This is a genomic window from Modestobacter marinus, from assembly GCF_019799945.1.
In the GTDB taxonomy this organism is placed as follows: Bacteria; Actinomycetota; Actinomycetes; order Mycobacteriales; family Geodermatophilaceae; genus Modestobacter; species Modestobacter marinus_B.
On sequence record NZ_JABGCH010000002.1, the window covers coordinates 35,307 to 50,589 of the forward strand.

The 15,283-nt window shown below is 70.3% G+C and carries 13 protein-coding genes; 3 read left to right on the forward strand and 10 right to left on the reverse strand.

The window, feature by feature from the left end:
- Positions 1–36: 36 nt before the first annotated feature.
- Positions 37–2,199, forward strand: a complete 2,163-nt coding sequence (locus HK417_RS02110; protein ID WP_222262828.1) for an FG-GAP repeat domain-containing protein — start codon at positions 37–39, stop codon at positions 2,197–2,199.
- Between the two features lie 142 nt (positions 2,200–2,341).
- Here the strand turns inward: HK417_RS02110 and HK417_RS24885 are convergent, their stop codons facing one another.
- The 4 genes from HK417_RS24885 to HK417_RS02130 all read right to left on the reverse strand — a co-directional run bounded on the left by HK417_RS24885 (position 2,342) and on the right by HK417_RS02130 (position 8,680).
- Positions 2,342–3,034, reverse strand: a complete 693-nt coding sequence (locus HK417_RS24885; RefSeq protein WP_308123323.1) for a class I SAM-dependent methyltransferase — start codon at positions 3,032–3,034, stop codon at positions 2,342–2,344.
- Positions 3,035–3,131: 97 nt separating this feature from the next.
- Complete coding sequence (locus HK417_RS02120; RefSeq protein ID WP_222262832.1) at positions 3,132–4,949, reverse strand: glycosyltransferase; 1,818 nt, start codon at positions 4,947–4,949, stop codon at positions 3,132–3,134.
- Positions 4,950–5,303: 354 nt separating this feature from the next.
- Positions 5,304–6,251 (reverse strand): lysylphosphatidylglycerol synthase domain-containing protein, encoded by a 948-nt coding sequence (locus HK417_RS02125; RefSeq protein WP_222262834.1) that lies wholly within the window; start codon positions 6,249–6,251, stop codon positions 5,304–5,306.
- A 122-nt stretch (positions 6,252–6,373) separates the two neighbouring features.
- Positions 6,374–8,680 carry a YfhO family protein gene (locus tag HK417_RS02130; RefSeq protein ID WP_222262836.1) on the reverse strand — a complete coding sequence of 769 codons (2,307 nt, stop codon included), beginning with the start codon at positions 8,678–8,680 and terminating at the stop codon, positions 6,374–6,376.
- Between the two features lie 116 nt (positions 8,681–8,796).
- Between HK417_RS02130 and HK417_RS02135 the strand changes: the two genes are divergently transcribed.
- Positions 8,797–9,591, forward strand: coding sequence for a glycosyltransferase family 2 protein (locus HK417_RS02135; RefSeq protein WP_222262838.1), 795 nt, complete (start codon positions 8,797–8,799; stop codon positions 9,589–9,591).
- Positions 9,592–9,609: 18 nt separating this feature from the next.
- Here HK417_RS02135 and HK417_RS02140 read toward each other — a convergent pair whose 3' ends face one another.
- The 6 genes from HK417_RS02140 to HK417_RS02165 all read right to left on the reverse strand — a co-directional run bounded on the left by HK417_RS02140 (position 9,610) and on the right by HK417_RS02165 (position 14,210).
- Complete coding sequence (locus HK417_RS02140) at positions 9,610–10,563, reverse strand: Gfo/Idh/MocA family protein (RefSeq protein WP_222262840.1); 954 nt, start codon at positions 10,561–10,563, stop codon at positions 9,610–9,612.
- Entirely contained in the window at positions 10,560–11,663 is a 1,104-nt protein-coding gene (locus tag HK417_RS02145) for a DegT/DnrJ/EryC1/StrS family aminotransferase (protein ID WP_222262842.1), read from the reverse strand. The genes HK417_RS02140 and HK417_RS02145 overlap by 4 nt, the downstream gene beginning before the upstream one ends.
- The gene (locus tag HK417_RS02150) at positions 11,660–12,211 is read right to left on the reverse strand and encodes an acyltransferase (RefSeq protein WP_308123324.1); all 552 of its coding nucleotides are present in this window, start codon (positions 12,209–12,211) and stop codon (positions 11,660–11,662) included. Before HK417_RS02150 ends, HK417_RS02145 begins: the two co-directional genes overlap by 4 nt.
- Before the next feature lie 401 nt (positions 12,212–12,612).
- Positions 12,613–12,759 carry a hypothetical protein gene (locus tag HK417_RS02155; RefSeq protein ID WP_222262845.1) on the reverse strand — a complete coding sequence of 49 codons (147 nt, stop codon included), beginning with the start codon at positions 12,757–12,759 and terminating at the stop codon, positions 12,613–12,615.
- A gap of 391 nt (positions 12,760–13,150) precedes the next feature.
- Positions 13,151–13,600 carry an AfsR/SARP family transcriptional regulator gene (locus HK417_RS26295; RefSeq protein WP_308123326.1) on the reverse strand — a complete coding sequence of 150 codons (450 nt, stop codon included), beginning with the start codon at positions 13,598–13,600 and terminating at the stop codon, positions 13,151–13,153.
- Between the two features lie 379 nt (positions 13,601–13,979).
- On the reverse strand, positions 13,980–14,210 hold the full coding sequence (locus HK417_RS02165; RefSeq protein ID WP_261325726.1) for a hypothetical protein: 231 nt from the start codon (positions 14,208–14,210) through the stop codon (positions 13,980–13,982).
- 409 nt (positions 14,211–14,619) lie between these two features.
- Between HK417_RS02165 and HK417_RS02170 the strand changes: the two genes are divergently transcribed.
- Positions 14,620–15,159 carry a hypothetical protein gene (locus tag HK417_RS02170; protein WP_222262848.1) on the forward strand — a complete coding sequence of 180 codons (540 nt, stop codon included), beginning with the start codon at positions 14,620–14,622 and terminating at the stop codon, positions 15,157–15,159.
- Positions 15,160–15,283: the final 124 nt, after the last annotated feature.

Genomic DNA, 15,283 nt, shown 5'->3' on the forward strand with positions numbered 1-15,283 from the left:
ACCGGACGTCGCTTGCCTTCCTGAGAGGAGAGCCGAGTGCCTGAGCTGAGCATGGGCCAGTGGGCGTCGGTGACGCCGGCCGCCGGGTGGGTGATCGACGCCGGGCCCTTCACCGACGCAACCGGGTGGGACCTCTTCGGTTACCACCCGGACAACGGGACCCTGTGGGTCGCGGAGAACCGCGGCGACCAGTTCGCGTTCTCGCACCCGTGGGCCGCCGTGACACCCTTGGACGGCTGGCAGTTCGCCGTCGCGGACGTCACGGGCGACGGCCGGGCGGACGTCGTGGGCTACCACCCGAGCAACGGTGCCGTGTGGGTCGGCGAGAACCGTGGGGGGACCTTTGCCCTCACCCCGTGGGCGACCCTGACCCCGGCGGCCGGATGGGTGGTCGACTGCGGCTTCTTCACGGGCCGGGCGAGAGCCGACCTGCTCGCCTACCACCGCGACAGCGGCTCGCTGTGGGTCGGTGAGAACACCGGCTCCGCCTTCGTCTTCCGGGGCACCTGGGCCACGGTGACCCCGGGCCAGGACTGGCAGTTCGCGACCGGGGACGTCATCGGCAACGGGACGACCGACGTGGTGGGGTACCAACCGGACGACGGATCGGTGTGGGTCGGGGAGAACCGCGGATCGTCATTCGCCCTGACCGAGTGGGCGACGCTCACACCCGCGCAGGGCTGGCGCATCCGCACCGGCCTGTACACCCGACGGGACAAGGCCGACCTGCTCGGCTACCACTCCGGAAACGGGTCACTGTGGATCGGGGAGAACGCGGGCGACAGGTTCGTCCTCACCGAGCAGGCGCCGCCCCTGCACCCGGCCGAGGGGTGGCAGGTCGTCGCCGGCAGCGTGAACGGCGACCTCTGGGACGACGTCATCGCCTACCAGCCAGGCAACGGGTCGGTGTGGGTCGGGGTGTCACCCACCCGGCCGATCGAGGGGTACTGCTGGCCGCTCTCGGCGCGTCCGGGCGAGTCCATCTCCTTCCACATGTCGCACGAGGGAGCAGCGGTCGCCTCGATCCGGCGGCACACCTCCACGTCGGGGACCGTCGACTCCCCCGAGGTCTCCTCGGTGGCGTTCACGGCACAGCACCAGGCGGCCCCGGCGACGGCGTGGCGCGACGGGTGCGGCTGGGACCAGACCTTCAGCCTGACCGTGCAGCCGGAGTGGACCTCGGGGATCTACTCGGCCGCCTGCACGGACTCCACCGGGGGCCGCTGCGACATCACGTTCGTGGTGAAGCCGGGCGACGACCGGCGCTCGCCTATCGCGGTGCTTGCGAACGTCAACACCTGGCTGGCCTACAACGGGTGGGGCAGCCGGTCGAAGTACTCCGGAGCTGCCCGCACGAGCTTCCTGCGCCCGATGCCCAATGCCGCGCCGGACGGGGACGCCCACCTCACGCGCGGCGAGCTCTGGATCCTGGGCTGGCTGGAGAGCCAGGGCCACTCCCCCGACGTCTTCACCGACATCGACTTCCACGACAACGGGTGCGACCCCGAGCAGTATCCGCTGCTGGTCGTGGGCACCCACCCCGAGTACTGGACGCCGCAGATGTACGACCAGCTGGTGTCCTACCTCGATGCCGGCGGGAGCCTCGCCTACCTCGGTGGCAACGGCGTGTTCGAGACCGGGGAGTACGACGCCGACCGGACGGCCGTCGTCTTCCGGCTGGGCGAGGAGGGCGGGGACCGCGAGAAGGCCCTCTTCCGGGTGCTCGGCAGGCCGGAACGCTCCCTCCTCGGCGTCGCCACCGAACGGTGCGAGGTGCCGGGGTCGCCCTACGAGGTGCGCGCCGCCGAGCACCCGATGTTCGCCGGGACGGGCCTGTCGAACGGCGACACCATCGGCGACGTCGGCCTCAACCGGGGACACAGCGCCGGCAAGGGCAACGGTAAGGCCAGTGGTTGGGAGGTCGACACCAGCCGCGGCCACGGCGCCACCGGCATCCCGACAGACTGCTTTCTCTCTCGAGCGGTGACACCACCCTCTGCACTACCCGACGGCCTGGTAGTCCTCGCCGAGGGTGTGCCGGACGGCACTGCCCCCGGGGCGGACATGACGTACTACGACCATCCCGGCGGCGGTTTCGTCTTCGCCGCCGGATCGCTCACCTTCGGTGGCAGCCTCGTCGTCGACCCCGTGCTCACCAGGCTGATGCACAACGTCCTCGGTCAGGCCGGAATCCCCTGACCACGGCGCCGGCAGCTCCATGGCGTTGTCACCACTGGCTGGAGTAGCTGCCTTGGGAATCGCATATCGCAAAGTCGGCCGGGATCATGACCGTCCGTGACCGTTCCGGCGGGGCGACAGACAGACGACGAGTCGAGTCAGTTCAGCCGTCAGATGCCGGGTCGAGGATCCGTACGACCACCTGCTCGTTGTTGATCGTGTACGCCTCGTAGGACACCTTCGCGCCCGTTCGGTCGAGCCACTCCTGCCACGCCTTGAACTCGTGGCGCTGCCAGTCAGGAAAATTGAAGAACTCGTCGAAGGCGACGATCGACCCCGGCTGCAGGCGAGGCCCCACCTGATCGAGCACCGTGACCGCGGAGGAGTACAGGTCGCCGTCGATGTGCAGGAAGTCCACCGGCCCGGCATGTGTGGCGAGGAACCCGGGCAGGGTGTCCTTGAACCAGCCGACGACGAGCTCCGCGCCGTCGACCTGTGGCAGCTGCCCGACCGCGAATGCACCTCTGCGGACGTGCGGGCGAAAGTCCTCGGGCAGGCCCTCGAAGGCGTCGAAGCCGTAGACCTCGCGCCCCTTGCGGACCTCGGCGATGACGCGCAGGGAACGACCGGCGAACACCCCGAACTCGAGCGCCATGCCGCGCTGGGGAGCCATGTCGAGCCCGCACCGCAATGTGTCCTCGGGATCGGTGAACCACCGCCCCGTCGGCATGAATTCCGCGGCCCACAGCGCCGAGCTGCGGGCCGCGTCCCGCTCCCCGGCCGCGAGCAGGTCACGCCGGGCCCGAAACTCGGCATCGACCACCGCCTGGACCGCGCGGTCGACCTCCGGCCGCACGGCAGTGGCGACGGCTGCGGCCAGCCTCCGCTGAGCCGGCGCCGCGACGTTGTCGGCCAGCCATCGACGCAGGAGACCACCGCGTCGGCCGCCATCCTCACCGCGAGACAATGTGCCGCTCCCAGGTCTCCCGGCCGGACAGCTCCGGCAACCGCCGTCGCCATTCGTCACGGGCCGCCCGCCCCTCGCGCCACAATCTCCCGAGGAGCACGGCGCCGCGACGGGCCAGGACGCCCGCCTGGTCAAGGTCGAGCTGCCGGACGCGCACGCCCTCCTGCGACGGGTCGGTGACGACCGCCGTGTCGAACAGGGACACGTGCCACCAGTGCGCATCGGCACTGGAGACCGCCGCGATCCCGCCCGGGCGGCGCAGCAGTTGGCGCAGCAGCCGCTTGACGAGTACGGCGCGCATCATGGACGGCGTCCCGGCGGCCGCAGTCATGGACATCGCTGTGTTCGGCACGCCCGGAACCGCCGAGGCCGGGTAGTTCTGCGTCTCGGGGTGGTCGCACCAGGCCTTGCGGACCCCGGCGGAGGTCTCGGCCCCGGCATCGGCGAGCACGTCCGGCCCCCGCAGGAAGTCCTGGACAGCTCGCAGCATGAGGTCGGCGAGGCCATAGCGCATCGACACGAGCGCGTCGACGAGCTGACCCGCCAGGTAGCCCACGATGCTGCGCCGATCGAAGTCGCTGTGCAGCGCGCTGGTGATGAGGGCGTTGCGGAAGCTGAAGTACCGGGACCAATCGTCCCAGTTCTTCCACGCGAAGTCCGCGTGCCAGACGCCGGCGCCGGCGAGGGTGACGGTCGGGAAGCCGTGTTCGCGCGCCCGCAGTCCGAACTCTATGTCGTCCCACTGGAAGAACAGCGGCAGTGGATAGCCGATGGTCTCGACGACCTCCGACGGGATGAGGCAGGTCCACCAGGCGTTGTAGACGGCGTCGACCCGCGGGTGCTGTTCCGCCTTGGTGAGGTCTTCTCTATCGGTCAGATCGGCGTTCGTCATGGCACCCTCGACCGGCTGCCCGGCCCGCAGGATTGCCAGGTCCGCGGTCTCCGCACCGACGTGCAGCCGGTTCGGGTGGAGGAGGTTGAGCATCTGCGCACCGACGAGGACGGATTGGTCCGCCCGGTCGGCGAGCCCGCGGAGCCGGAGCACCGTCTCCGGTTCCAGCCGGATGTCGTCGTCCATCAGCAACAGGTTCACGCCCTCGGGTGCGTGGTCCCGCATCGCCTCGTACATCCCACGGGTGAAGCCCCCCGCGCCGCCGAGGTTCCGCTGGCGGACGTAGCGCAGGGTGGCCCCCATCTCCCTGCGGAGCGCCTCGAACTCCCCGTAGGCGTCCAGTGTGTCGCTGCCCTGGTCCACGACGTAGACGGAGTCGAGGTCGGCAAAGACCTCCCTGTCCCCCACCAGCGTCCCCAGGGTGGCCACACAGTCCTGTACCCGGTTGTACGTGCAGATCACCACTGCCGTGGGACGGCGAGAGCGGAGCCGCCCTACGGACCAGCGCACTCGTTCGACCGTCAACTCGCCCTCGTCGGTCTCCATCTCGAACCAGAGGCCACCGCCGTCGACGAACCTGTCCAGGCGCACCGAGAGACGGACCGTCTCGGCGTGCGCGTTCACGACCTCGCGGACCACAACGGTGCGCGGGCCGCCCGTCGCGTCGGACGCCATGATCCGCACGATCCCGTCGCCAGTGACGACGAACTCGATGGTGACGGCAGGGGCGGACGTCCAGCGCTGCCAATACGTGGCGGGGAACCGGCCGAAGTAGGTATTGGTCGTAGCGCAGGCGTGACGGTGGAGCATCAGCCGGCCCCGCTCCCGGACCACGACACCTCGCGTCACGAGGCTGTACAGATCCTCCGGCGCCTCTGCGGTCGGCCCGACGAACAGGGTGCGCTGCACCACGATCTGTTGGGCAGTTCGGTCGGCACCGTCCTGACCTACACGTGCAGTCTGATCGCCAATAGATGACACCATCAGTGCACGGCCTCCGAATTTCGCCCCGACTCCTCCGCCGCATGGCACCCGTCGCCACGAACGGTAACGGTGGTTCTCAGGTCGAGATCGCCACAATGTCGGCGTCGCGAGTAGCCGGCGACGCTCCGTGTCACGGCGTCGGCTGCGTGTGTCATAGCGCTAGCGCTCGACCACTCTGCGCTATGCAGGCTTCCACGCACCGACCCTCCGCATGGAGCAGGGGGACCGCAGCTGCCGCCACGCCGGAGGACATGTGAGCGCAGCGGGAGGTCCGGCTCCGGGTCACGGCTCGCCGCGACCGCACGTGGACGGTCGAGCCATCAAGGCCGCCGTCCCGGCGGTTGCCAGCTCCACCACGGTGAACGAGAGACGGGAGACGACGGCGAGCGCGAGCGCTTGCCCGTAGGGCAGAACCGCGGAGAGCGCCGCCACGACGATCAGCTCACGGGCGCCGATGCCGGACGGCAGGATGAAGGCCACCAGGCCGGCGGTCATAGCCAGGCCCATGGCTCCCACGCACAGCAGCAGCAGGAGCCCACCGTGCATATGCCGCGTCGCATCCAGGGACCCGGCCAGTACGTACAGATGCAGGCCGTAGCAGACGTACACGAGCAGGCAGACACCGGTCGCCCGGCCGATGGCCCGGCCGCTGAGCCGCCGGGACAGTGGCTCGCGGCGCAGCACCGACAGGAGCGTGTCGACCACGAACGTCAGCAGCCGGGGGTGCAGCAGCACCAGCCCGATCGGCAGCAGCATGAACAGCCACAGCACCGTGCGCTCGTTCCGGACGAGCGCTGGCAGGGCGAGGGTCCCGGCGAGCAGTGACGCGATGACGGCGACACCCGCGGTCAGGACGGAGGCGATGAGGCTGCGGGCCCGGCTGACACCGAACGACCGTGCCAGCTCCATCTGGAGCAGGAGCGCCATCACCGACCCGGGGACGTACTTCCCGAGCTGACCCACCAGGTAGATCTTGGACGCCTCACGTACGCGGACGTGCGAGCCGAGGTCGTCGAGCATGGCCTGCCAGACGAGCGGGCTGAACAGGACCCCGGCTGTCACAGCGGCGGAGGACAGCACCAGGCGGAGCCAGGGCAGCTGGGACAGCGTGTGTGAGACCTGGTGCCACTGGCTCACCACCTGGTAGGTCGCGTATCCGACGATCGCCAGGACGACCAGGCGGCGGCCCCAGGAGATGAGACGGGCTCGCCACGTACCGCGTGCGGACACTGCTCCGGGGAAGACGCCGGCAGTGGCGGGCTGAGGCGCCGATCCCGTGGCGCCCTCGGTCACTCGCTGCCACCTCCCGATGGCCCAGTCCGCGACAGTGGGACGTCCTCGCGGACCCGACCTCACCGTCCCGTCGCCCCGGTCGGGATCGGGACGACGTCCGCCTGGTCCGTCCCGACTGTCCCGCCGGGCGGACCGGATCGACCAGCCGACGGCGCCGGGACCGGCTGCCTTCGTCGAACGACCCTCATGATCCACAGGACCGTCTGTCCGAGGCTGACGAGGACCGCGACGGCGAGGATCCCGACGCCCAGGGACAACCCAGGCGACTCGAAGTGCAGTGTCAGAACGTGCCGACCGGCCGGCACGTCGATCCTCAGCAGCCCGGCGGGACCGGTCCGCACCGCGATCGGGTCGCCGTCCAGTGTCGCGCTGTACCCGGGCCAGTTCAGCCGCGCGAACGTCAGGGTGCCGTCGTCGGCAGCGTGGAAAGACACCGACTCGGTCTCGGCCCGGCTCCGGTCCGACCGGACGTCGATGCCCGGTGAGGCCCATGACAGCCGCCCCTCGTAGGCGCTGGGCCGATCCCGGACCCAAACGGTCCGCAGGTCGTCGCGGGCGGCGACGGACCAGCCCCCGGGGGGTGGACCGGCGGCCGGTCCGGGGAACATCCGAGCGTCGAGCACCAGGGTCTGCACCTTCAACAGGTCGATGAGCGGCACGCCGGCCTCCCCGACCGGAGCCCACACCCGGTCGAACGCTTCGAGGCAGAACTGCCCCCGGTAGTCCATGCACAGAGCGCCGGTGAATTCCTCGAAGCCCATGCCGCTGTACCGCACGAGCGACTCGTGCCCGGACATCAGGCCCTCGTTGCCGAACAGCAGCTCGCCGGTCTGGGCCGGCGACGCCACGCCGAGGGAGGTCTCGGCGGACAGCTGCAGCACCGGTCCCCGATAGGACGACGTGGCCTCGCGCACCTCGGCGATCGAGGAGGGGGGCTGCCCACCGGTCGCGGTCGTCGACTCGATCCCCACCGGGAGCCGACTGGTCTGGTAGGTCACGACCACGGCCGTGCCGACCACCAGCAGCGCACCCCCGGCGACCGGTCCGCGGCGGCAGGAGACGTACACCGCCGCGAGGACCAAGCTCAGGACGCCGAGGCCGGCCATGACGTGCATCCGGTAGACATCCGGGCGCAGAGCGAACGAGAGGTAGGCCCCCGCCGCCACGATCCCGACCGTCGCGAGCAGGCGCTCCCGGACGTGGTCCCGCGCGAAGCCCCGCGAGAGGACGAGTGCGAGCAGCACCGCGACGCCGACGTAGAAGTACTCGATCAGCCGGATCGGCCAGCGGAAGAGCCACACGTTCGACGGTCCGAGGCTCAGCGCGCCGTAGATGGTCGTGATGACCACCAGACTCGTCAGCGAACGATGCGCGCGGCGCAACCCCTGCCACCGCAACCACGGGAGCACCGGCATGGCGAACCACAGGAAGTAGGTCGAGGGCAGCTGCTCGAGGACCGCCCCGTTCCAGTTGATGATCCCGGGCAGGTACGTCGGCGCGCTGGAGAGGAGCATGTCACTCAGGTGGGGCACCAGGAACATGTCGTTCGAGAGCATGGCGGTCTGCTGACGGTCGGTCACCGAGAGCGTGCCGACCATCGGGAGGAACACCGGCGCCGCTACCGCCCCCACGCAGGCGCCCGTCAGGACGAGCCCGCCGAGCAGGCGGTAGGCACGCCGGACGAGCAGCTCGACCGCGATGCCACTCAGGACGACGACGATGCCCAGCGCCGCGTACGGGTTTCCGGTGGTCATCCCCAGGGCGCCGACCAGGAACGGCACGAACGGCCAGAGGTGGCCGCGGGCCTGCCGGCGGGCCGCCCACCAGAACCAGATGACCCACGTGAACGCCATCAGACCTGCTGGCCAACCGGCCGCCTCGTAGTACATCGTGAACCCGGTGGCGGGAACGCCCACCGCGACGGCGACCGCGGCGATCCGGCCGGCCCCGTACTCCCGGCTCAGCAGGTAGGCGGCGGTCCCGAGCAGGGCCAGGAACCCGATCTGCACGACGGCGGCCGCGGTGGCGAGGTCGTCGAACAGCGAGACGACGACATAGGCGAACAGCTGGACGGGGTTCCACAGCGCGTACGTGCCCTCGGCCGCGTAGTTGCCCCCGGCCCAGCCGGACGGCTCCATGGTCGGCCAGTGGCCAGCGCGCAGCTGCTGGCCGAAGTGGTGCCACAGCGGGATGAACGACTCGGGGTTGTCGCCGCGGTAGTAGAAGTGATGGTGCTGGAGGAACGGAATCGTCATCACCGAGGTGACCGTGACGCCGACGCCGACGGCGACCGCCCACTCGGGGATTCGGCGTGAAGTACCCCCGATCGCCGACCGGTGGGCCGACGTCCCCGCTGTCGTGGTCAACGGCCGACCTCCTCGTTCATCGGCGCGCCGGGCTCCCGGCCACGCTAACGTGTCGGTCACCGTCCTTGCGCGACGACGATGCTCACGATGCGACGAGCAGGAGATGCCGACCGGTGATGGGGGCGGCCGGAGGCGAGCCGGCGGACGAGCGCGCGGAGCTCGGCGCGGTGGCGCTCACCTACGTCGTCCCGGCGCACAACAGCACCGCTGTCATCGAGGACACCCTCCGCGCCCTCGCGACCCGGTTGCAGGGCCGGAACGCAGAGGTGATCGTCGTGGAGAACGGCTCGAACGACGACACCTGTGGCCTGCTCGGGTGCCTCCAGCAGACCTGGCCGTACCCCGGCGTTCGACTCGTCGTCCTGCGGTCGGCCAGGGGTCTCGGCAACGCCTACCGCACTGGCATCGCGGCGAGCCGCGGGGCCCGGGTCCTGCTCACAGCAGACGATCTGCCTTTCGGATTCGACGACCTCGACGCCGCCGACGGCATCGATCCGGCCGCCCATCCGGTCATCATCGGCTCCAAGGGCCACCCGGAATCGGCGGTCGACCGCGGCGGGCTGCGGCTCGTTCTCAGCTGGGGCTTCTTGCTGTTGCGCCGGGTCGTCCTGGGTATGCGGACAGTGGATCCGCAGGGCACGTTCATCCTCGCGGGGGACTGGGCCCGGCAGGTCGTCGACCGGCTGACCGAGCCGGGCTACCTGATGACGACGGAACTGTGCCACCTCGCCGAGCTCGGCGGCGTCCAGCCGGTCGAGGTGCCGGTGCGGCTGTCCGCCCAGCACCGGGAGCACCGCAGCCGGGTCACCGTGCGAGACGTGTGGCAGATGGGAGTCGGGCTGGCCAGGATTCGGCGGCGGCACGCGAGTTCGCGGCGGCCGGCACCCGCACGAGGGTGGAGGCAGAACTGAGCCGGCGGGCAGGGGCGCTCAGGGACGCCGGCCGTTTGCGGACTCCTGGACCGCCAGTGCCAGCTCCAGCGCCCGGCGCCCCTGGAGTCCGGTCACCCGCGGGGAGCAGTGGTGCGCCACGCACTCGAGGAAGTGGTCGAGTTCGAGGGCAAGCGGCTCGCCGCGGTTCTCGAGGAACGGGATCTCCACAAGCCCGGTCTGCCGATAACGCGCCCCGCCCTCGGACAGGAACTCGTGGTGATCGACCCGGTGGATCGTCACGTCCTGGCGGATCAGATCGGCGACCACGTAGCTCGTCCGCCGTGTCAGCTCGATCCGGCGGATCTTCGTCTGCCCGACCCGACTGGCTGTCACGGTTGCGGTGACGCCGTTGTGGAACTGAAGCAGCGCGGTGGCGAGATCCAGGGAGTCGGTCCGCACCTGGCGGCCGACCGCCTCGACCCTGGCGACCTCCGAGCCGGCGAGGGCCAGGGCGAGCTCTAGGTCGTGGATCATGAGATCGAGGACGACGTCGGCGGTGACCCGCGGTGCGAACGGCCCCATGCGGACCAGCTCGATGTGCAGCAGGCCGTCGAGCAGGTGGTCCAGTTCCAGGACAGCCGGGTTGAAGCGCTCGATGTGCCCCACCGCCAGCACGCGCCCGTGGTCCTGCGCCGCCGTGATCAGGCGGTCGGCGTCGTCGACGGTCGTGGCGATGGGCTTCTCGACGAGCAGGTCCACGCCCGACTCGAGCAGCGGGACGCCGATGTCGGCATGTGACTCGCTGGTGCTCGCGACGACCGCGGCGTCGGCGCGCTCGGGCACCGCAGCCGGATCATCGCTGTACTGCGCGCCGACGGAGGCAGCGAGAGCCCGGCCGGGGTCCTCGTGCGGATCGACGACCAGGGTCAGCTCGGCGCCGGGCAGCCGGTGCAGGACCCGGGCGTGGTGGGCGCCCATGATCCCGGCGCCCACCACCGCAACCCGGGTCACTGCAGGACCTCGCTGACCGCCTCGACGATGCGTTCCAGGTCGTTCGGGCTCAGCTGCGGGTGCACCGGCAGGGAGACGGTCTCGGTCACCACCCGAGCGGCGACCGGGGTTTCGTCCACCACCACCTGGGGGTTGTCCCGAAAGCAGTCGTAGTCGTGCATCAGTCTCGGGTAGTAGATGCCGGTGGTGATGCCCCGGTCGGACAGGCCTGCCACGAAGCCCTCCCGGTTGACCGCCGCGTCCGGGGTGATCCGGACGGTGAACTGGTGGAACACGTGGGACCGGCCGGCCGGCACGGATGGGAGCCGCAGGCCGGGGACGTCGCGGAGGTGTTCGGAGAGGAAGGCGGCGTGGCGGCGGCGGGCGATGTTGACGTGATCGAGCCGCGCCAGCTGGGCGAGGGCGATCGCGGCCTGCAGATCGGTGAGGCGGTAGTTGTGGCCCGCGGCCTCGTACTGGTAAGGCGCACGCATGCCCTGGTTGCGCAGCACGCGGAGGCGGTCGGCGAGGGCCGCGTCGTCGGTGGTGATCATCCCGCCCTCACCGCACATGATGTTCTTGGTCGCGTAGAACGAGAAGCAGCCGACGCCCCAGGAGCCGACGGCACGCCCGCCGATCCGGGCGCCGGGCGCCTGGGCGGCGTCCTCCACCAGCGCCAGCCCGTGCTTCCGGGCGAGCTGCGCGAACCGGGGCATGTCGGCCGGGAGCCCGTAGAGATGCACGGGCAGTAGAGCGCGGGTCCGCTCACCGATCAGCGCGCCGACCGCGTCAGGATCGAGGCAGAAGTCCTCGTCGATGTCGGCGAAGCGCACCGTGGCGCCGGTCGCGAGTATGGCGTTCAGCGTTGCCACGAAGCTCAAGGGGGTGGTCACGACCTCATCGCCTGGACCGAGGGACAACCCGCGCAGCGCCGCGACCAGCGCGGTGGTGCCGTTGTTGACGGCGACCGCGTGCGCGACGTCGTGCGCCGCCGCGAACTGCTCCTCGAGCTGCCGGACCTTCGGTCCCTGGGCCAGTTGCCCTGAGCGCAGGACCTCAAGAACCAGCCGCTCCTCCTCGGGGCCGAGGGTGACGGCCGAGATGGGGATCGTCGGGTTCACGTCACCGCACCCTCCCCGGAGGACGCGGCTCGGTGCTCGGTGCACCGCAGGTCCGCCGGTCGGGCGGGGTCCCGGCTGACCACCTCGCCGCAACCGCACACCCATCCGACGGGCCGGGCGGGGTTGCCGGCCACCAGTTGGTGAGCATCGACGTCCCGGGTCACCACCGCCCCTGCCGCCACCATGGAGAACCGGCCCAGCACATTGCCGCAGACGATGGTGGCGTTCGCGCCGATCGAGGCCCCGTCGCGGACGGCAGTCGGGGTGACCGACCACTCGCTGGCGGACGCGCGAGGCCGGAGGTCGTTGGTGAACGCCGCACCCGGGCCGACGAAGACGTCCGACCCGAGCGTGACCCCGTTGTAGACGGAGACGTTGTTCTGGATCTTGCATCGGTCGCCGACCACGGCACTGGCGTCGATGAAGACGTTCTTGCCGAGCACGCAGTCCGATCCGACGGTCGCTCCAGCACGCACGTGCGCGTGATGCCAGACCCGCGTGCCGGTCCCGATCCGCGCGCCGTCCTCCACGACGGCCGTCGCGTGCACTGCAACGGAAAGCCGCGACGGGCCCTGCGGTGCTGTCATCGAACCCCGCTCGAGTCGTGGGCAGGCGTCACACGTTAGCGCCGGGCCGGTGCCGGGACCATCCATCCTGGAGCCGGCAGCGCGCTCCAGGGGTGACCCGCCTCGGGTCCAGTGGAGGCTGGGTTCTGCCGTCTCGAGTGCTCCGTCGCGGTGTTTCTTGAGGTCATCCCTGGTTCGGCGGCGTGTCGTAGGAGTCCCCGCGCGAGCCGACCAAGGTGACGCGCCGATCTTGGCCGGCCGCTGGGTGTAGCGGATGGCCAGGTACTCCGCGGTCGGAGTGATGGACCAGCCCTGCAGACACCGGCGCCGTCCAGTCCTCGACACGCCCCCGCACGTCACGCCGTGATCCTCGAGGCCCAGCTTTACGCGGAGACCGCGAACAACGCGTCGCACGTGGGCCGGTAGCGGGCCGCGCATTCGTCCGCGAGCAGGTAGAGCAAGGAACCGCAGGCGCTGTAGGCGCCGTGCAGGTAGCCGGTCACGGGAACGGTGACCTCGTCGTCGCCCAAGACCTCTGACGGTCCGCTACTCCAGGCTCTCGGCATCGACCTCACCCCCGTCCTGCTGCGGAGGAGGGGGCGGGTCGGTCATGGAGATGTACGTCCCGCCGCCACCCGCATCGCCGTTCTGGCTCAGGAACAGCCCGCCCGCCGATCACGGCGGTGACGAGCCCCCTGACGGCAGCGAGGCCCGCGCAGGTTGGTCATGAAGTCCAGGACCGCCGCGCCGCGTCGTCCCGTCCGCGGTACGCACCACTTCGGCCAGGCCCTCGACCTCTGGCACAGCCAGCAGCTGCCTTGGGACTTCTGCCTGCAACGTCGACCCTGGACGATCATCGGTACTTCGCGACGGCGAGGGGGCGCGCGACCTGGGCTCTTCAGCCTCCCGGCAGCCTCGTTCCTAGAAGTGGGAGGCAGGATGAAAGTCAGGAACGGGTAGGCGGTTGACGAGATCGCGCATCAGTCTGCTCGGGGCGGCGCCGAGCTCGTCCGCGAGCATGGTCCGGAACGACTCGTAGGCATGCATCGCCTCGATGAGATTCCCTTCGGCCAGGTGCGCGCGGATGAGAGTCCGGTGGGCGCTCTCGCGAAGCGGCTCTGCTTGTACGGCGACATAGGCGGCCTGCACAGCTTCCGAGTGGCGACCGGCCGCCGCGAGCCGGTCGGCCAACGCCTCGAGTGCGTGCATGCGGAGTTGCCGTAGCCGTTCCCGTTCGAGCAACACCCAGTCGTCGTACCAGCCGGGCAGCAGCTCGCCTCGAAGTCGTAGACGGGCCGCCACCAGGTCGTCGACGCTAGCCGTCGGGTCGAAGATCCGTTGGGCCCAGCAGGTGAGCTCGCGGACGTCCACCTGGACACCGTCGGCGAGCGACAGGGTGTCCCGGCAGGTGTGGATGAGTCCCGGTGCGATCCGATGGAGTCGCCAGAGCGCCGAACGGAGACTGCCCTGCGCATGGACCTCGGGGACGTCAGGCCACAACAGTCCCGCGACCGCGGTCCGTGGTGGCCGACGGGACACCCCGAGGAGGGCGACCAGCCGCTGGACTCCGCGAGGCAGGCCGTCGGACACCCTGCCACCACACCGTTCGAACTCGAGACTGAACCCTTCGAGCAGTTCCACACGCGCGACCGGTGCTGGGTCCACGTGAAGTCCCCCCTCCGAGTCCTCGCGTGCCGGCGCAGAGGACGGGGATCCGGGCATCAGCAGTGTTGCAAGGGTCCTGGCGGGACTAATCCGTGTCAATCGGGTCCGATGCCCGGCGCGTGAAATCCTCGAGCCATCGACGGACGGCATCGAGGACATCGTCGGTCGACGAGGCCACAGCAACCGTGATCTCACCGGTGTCCTCGCCGCCGGAGGTGTCGATCGAACTGACCCGGCTCCGGAAGCCGCCAGTGCCCTCCTCGACCCACACGCGGATGAGCAGCGCAGCGCTCCGGTCGTCGTTCAAGGTCACCATCCATCAATAGGTCACGCACGGTAGTAGCCGCGGCGCTCGTGAGCGCACATTGCCACCTCCGTATGGGCACGGTGATCCTCGCTGGTAACCCAGAGTGATGCACTCACCCAATGTGGTGAATGGACCGAGCCCCGGTGCGGATCCCCCGACGTGCGCGCGTGCGCGTGGGACGCGCAGCGTCGTCGCGACCACATCCGGCGGAACTCGCCCTTTCGCGAGCGCCGCTGTATCGCCACACATCTCTTGACGGGGCGCTGGCGCTTGCCGGCAGGTCCGCTCCCCTCGGCGTGCCGGACGACAGCGAGGGGCGGGTGCCTCAGCGGACGCCAACGCTCCAACAGCCCCTTCCCGGCCGTTCTCGTTGCTCTGTTCGGACACATGGGAAGGGCACCGGCGCCGTCCCTCGGCCGTGCATCAGTTCGAGGCGCCTGCCCAGCGGAGCGCGGTCGTAGAGGTGGTCGGCGGCAGGACGGTGGCGCTGCTCGACCGCTACGACACCTTCCTGGCCGTCTCCGTGTCCGTACTGGCGGTCCTCGTCCTCACCACGGGCTGCGGGCTCCGGGCGCCGGAGACCTCGCGGATTCGACCTGCACGCCGACCCGGCCACCAGGGGCTGGACGGACCGGGACTATCGGTAGGCCGCGAGCCGGCCCACCCCTCCGGCACCGGGAACTCGGCGTCCCCGGTACTGCCACTTCCAGCGGCAGTACAGCGCCACGGCGTTCCGGATCTTCATCCTCATGGCATCCGCCGGCTGAACAGTGACCGGCTCCTCACCGAGCACTTCTCCCCTGCGGTGTACACGTCCGCCGGCATGCGGTGGCTGGCCGACACCACCATGACCTCGGTGATCCTGCGACACCACGCGGACCTGCGGCCGGCGATGCGCGCGGCCACCAACGCGTTCCAGCCGTGGCAGCGTCCTGGGGTGACGGGTGGAGCGCCGTGAGGCCGTTCCGGCCGCCGACCGGCTCGTCCCATGTATCAGCCGGCATCGCGAGCCCCTCTTCCCGGTACGGGCCCCACCGGGAGCCCGTCGTCGGCCGCGCGCGACGGGTTCGCGCACGGACTGA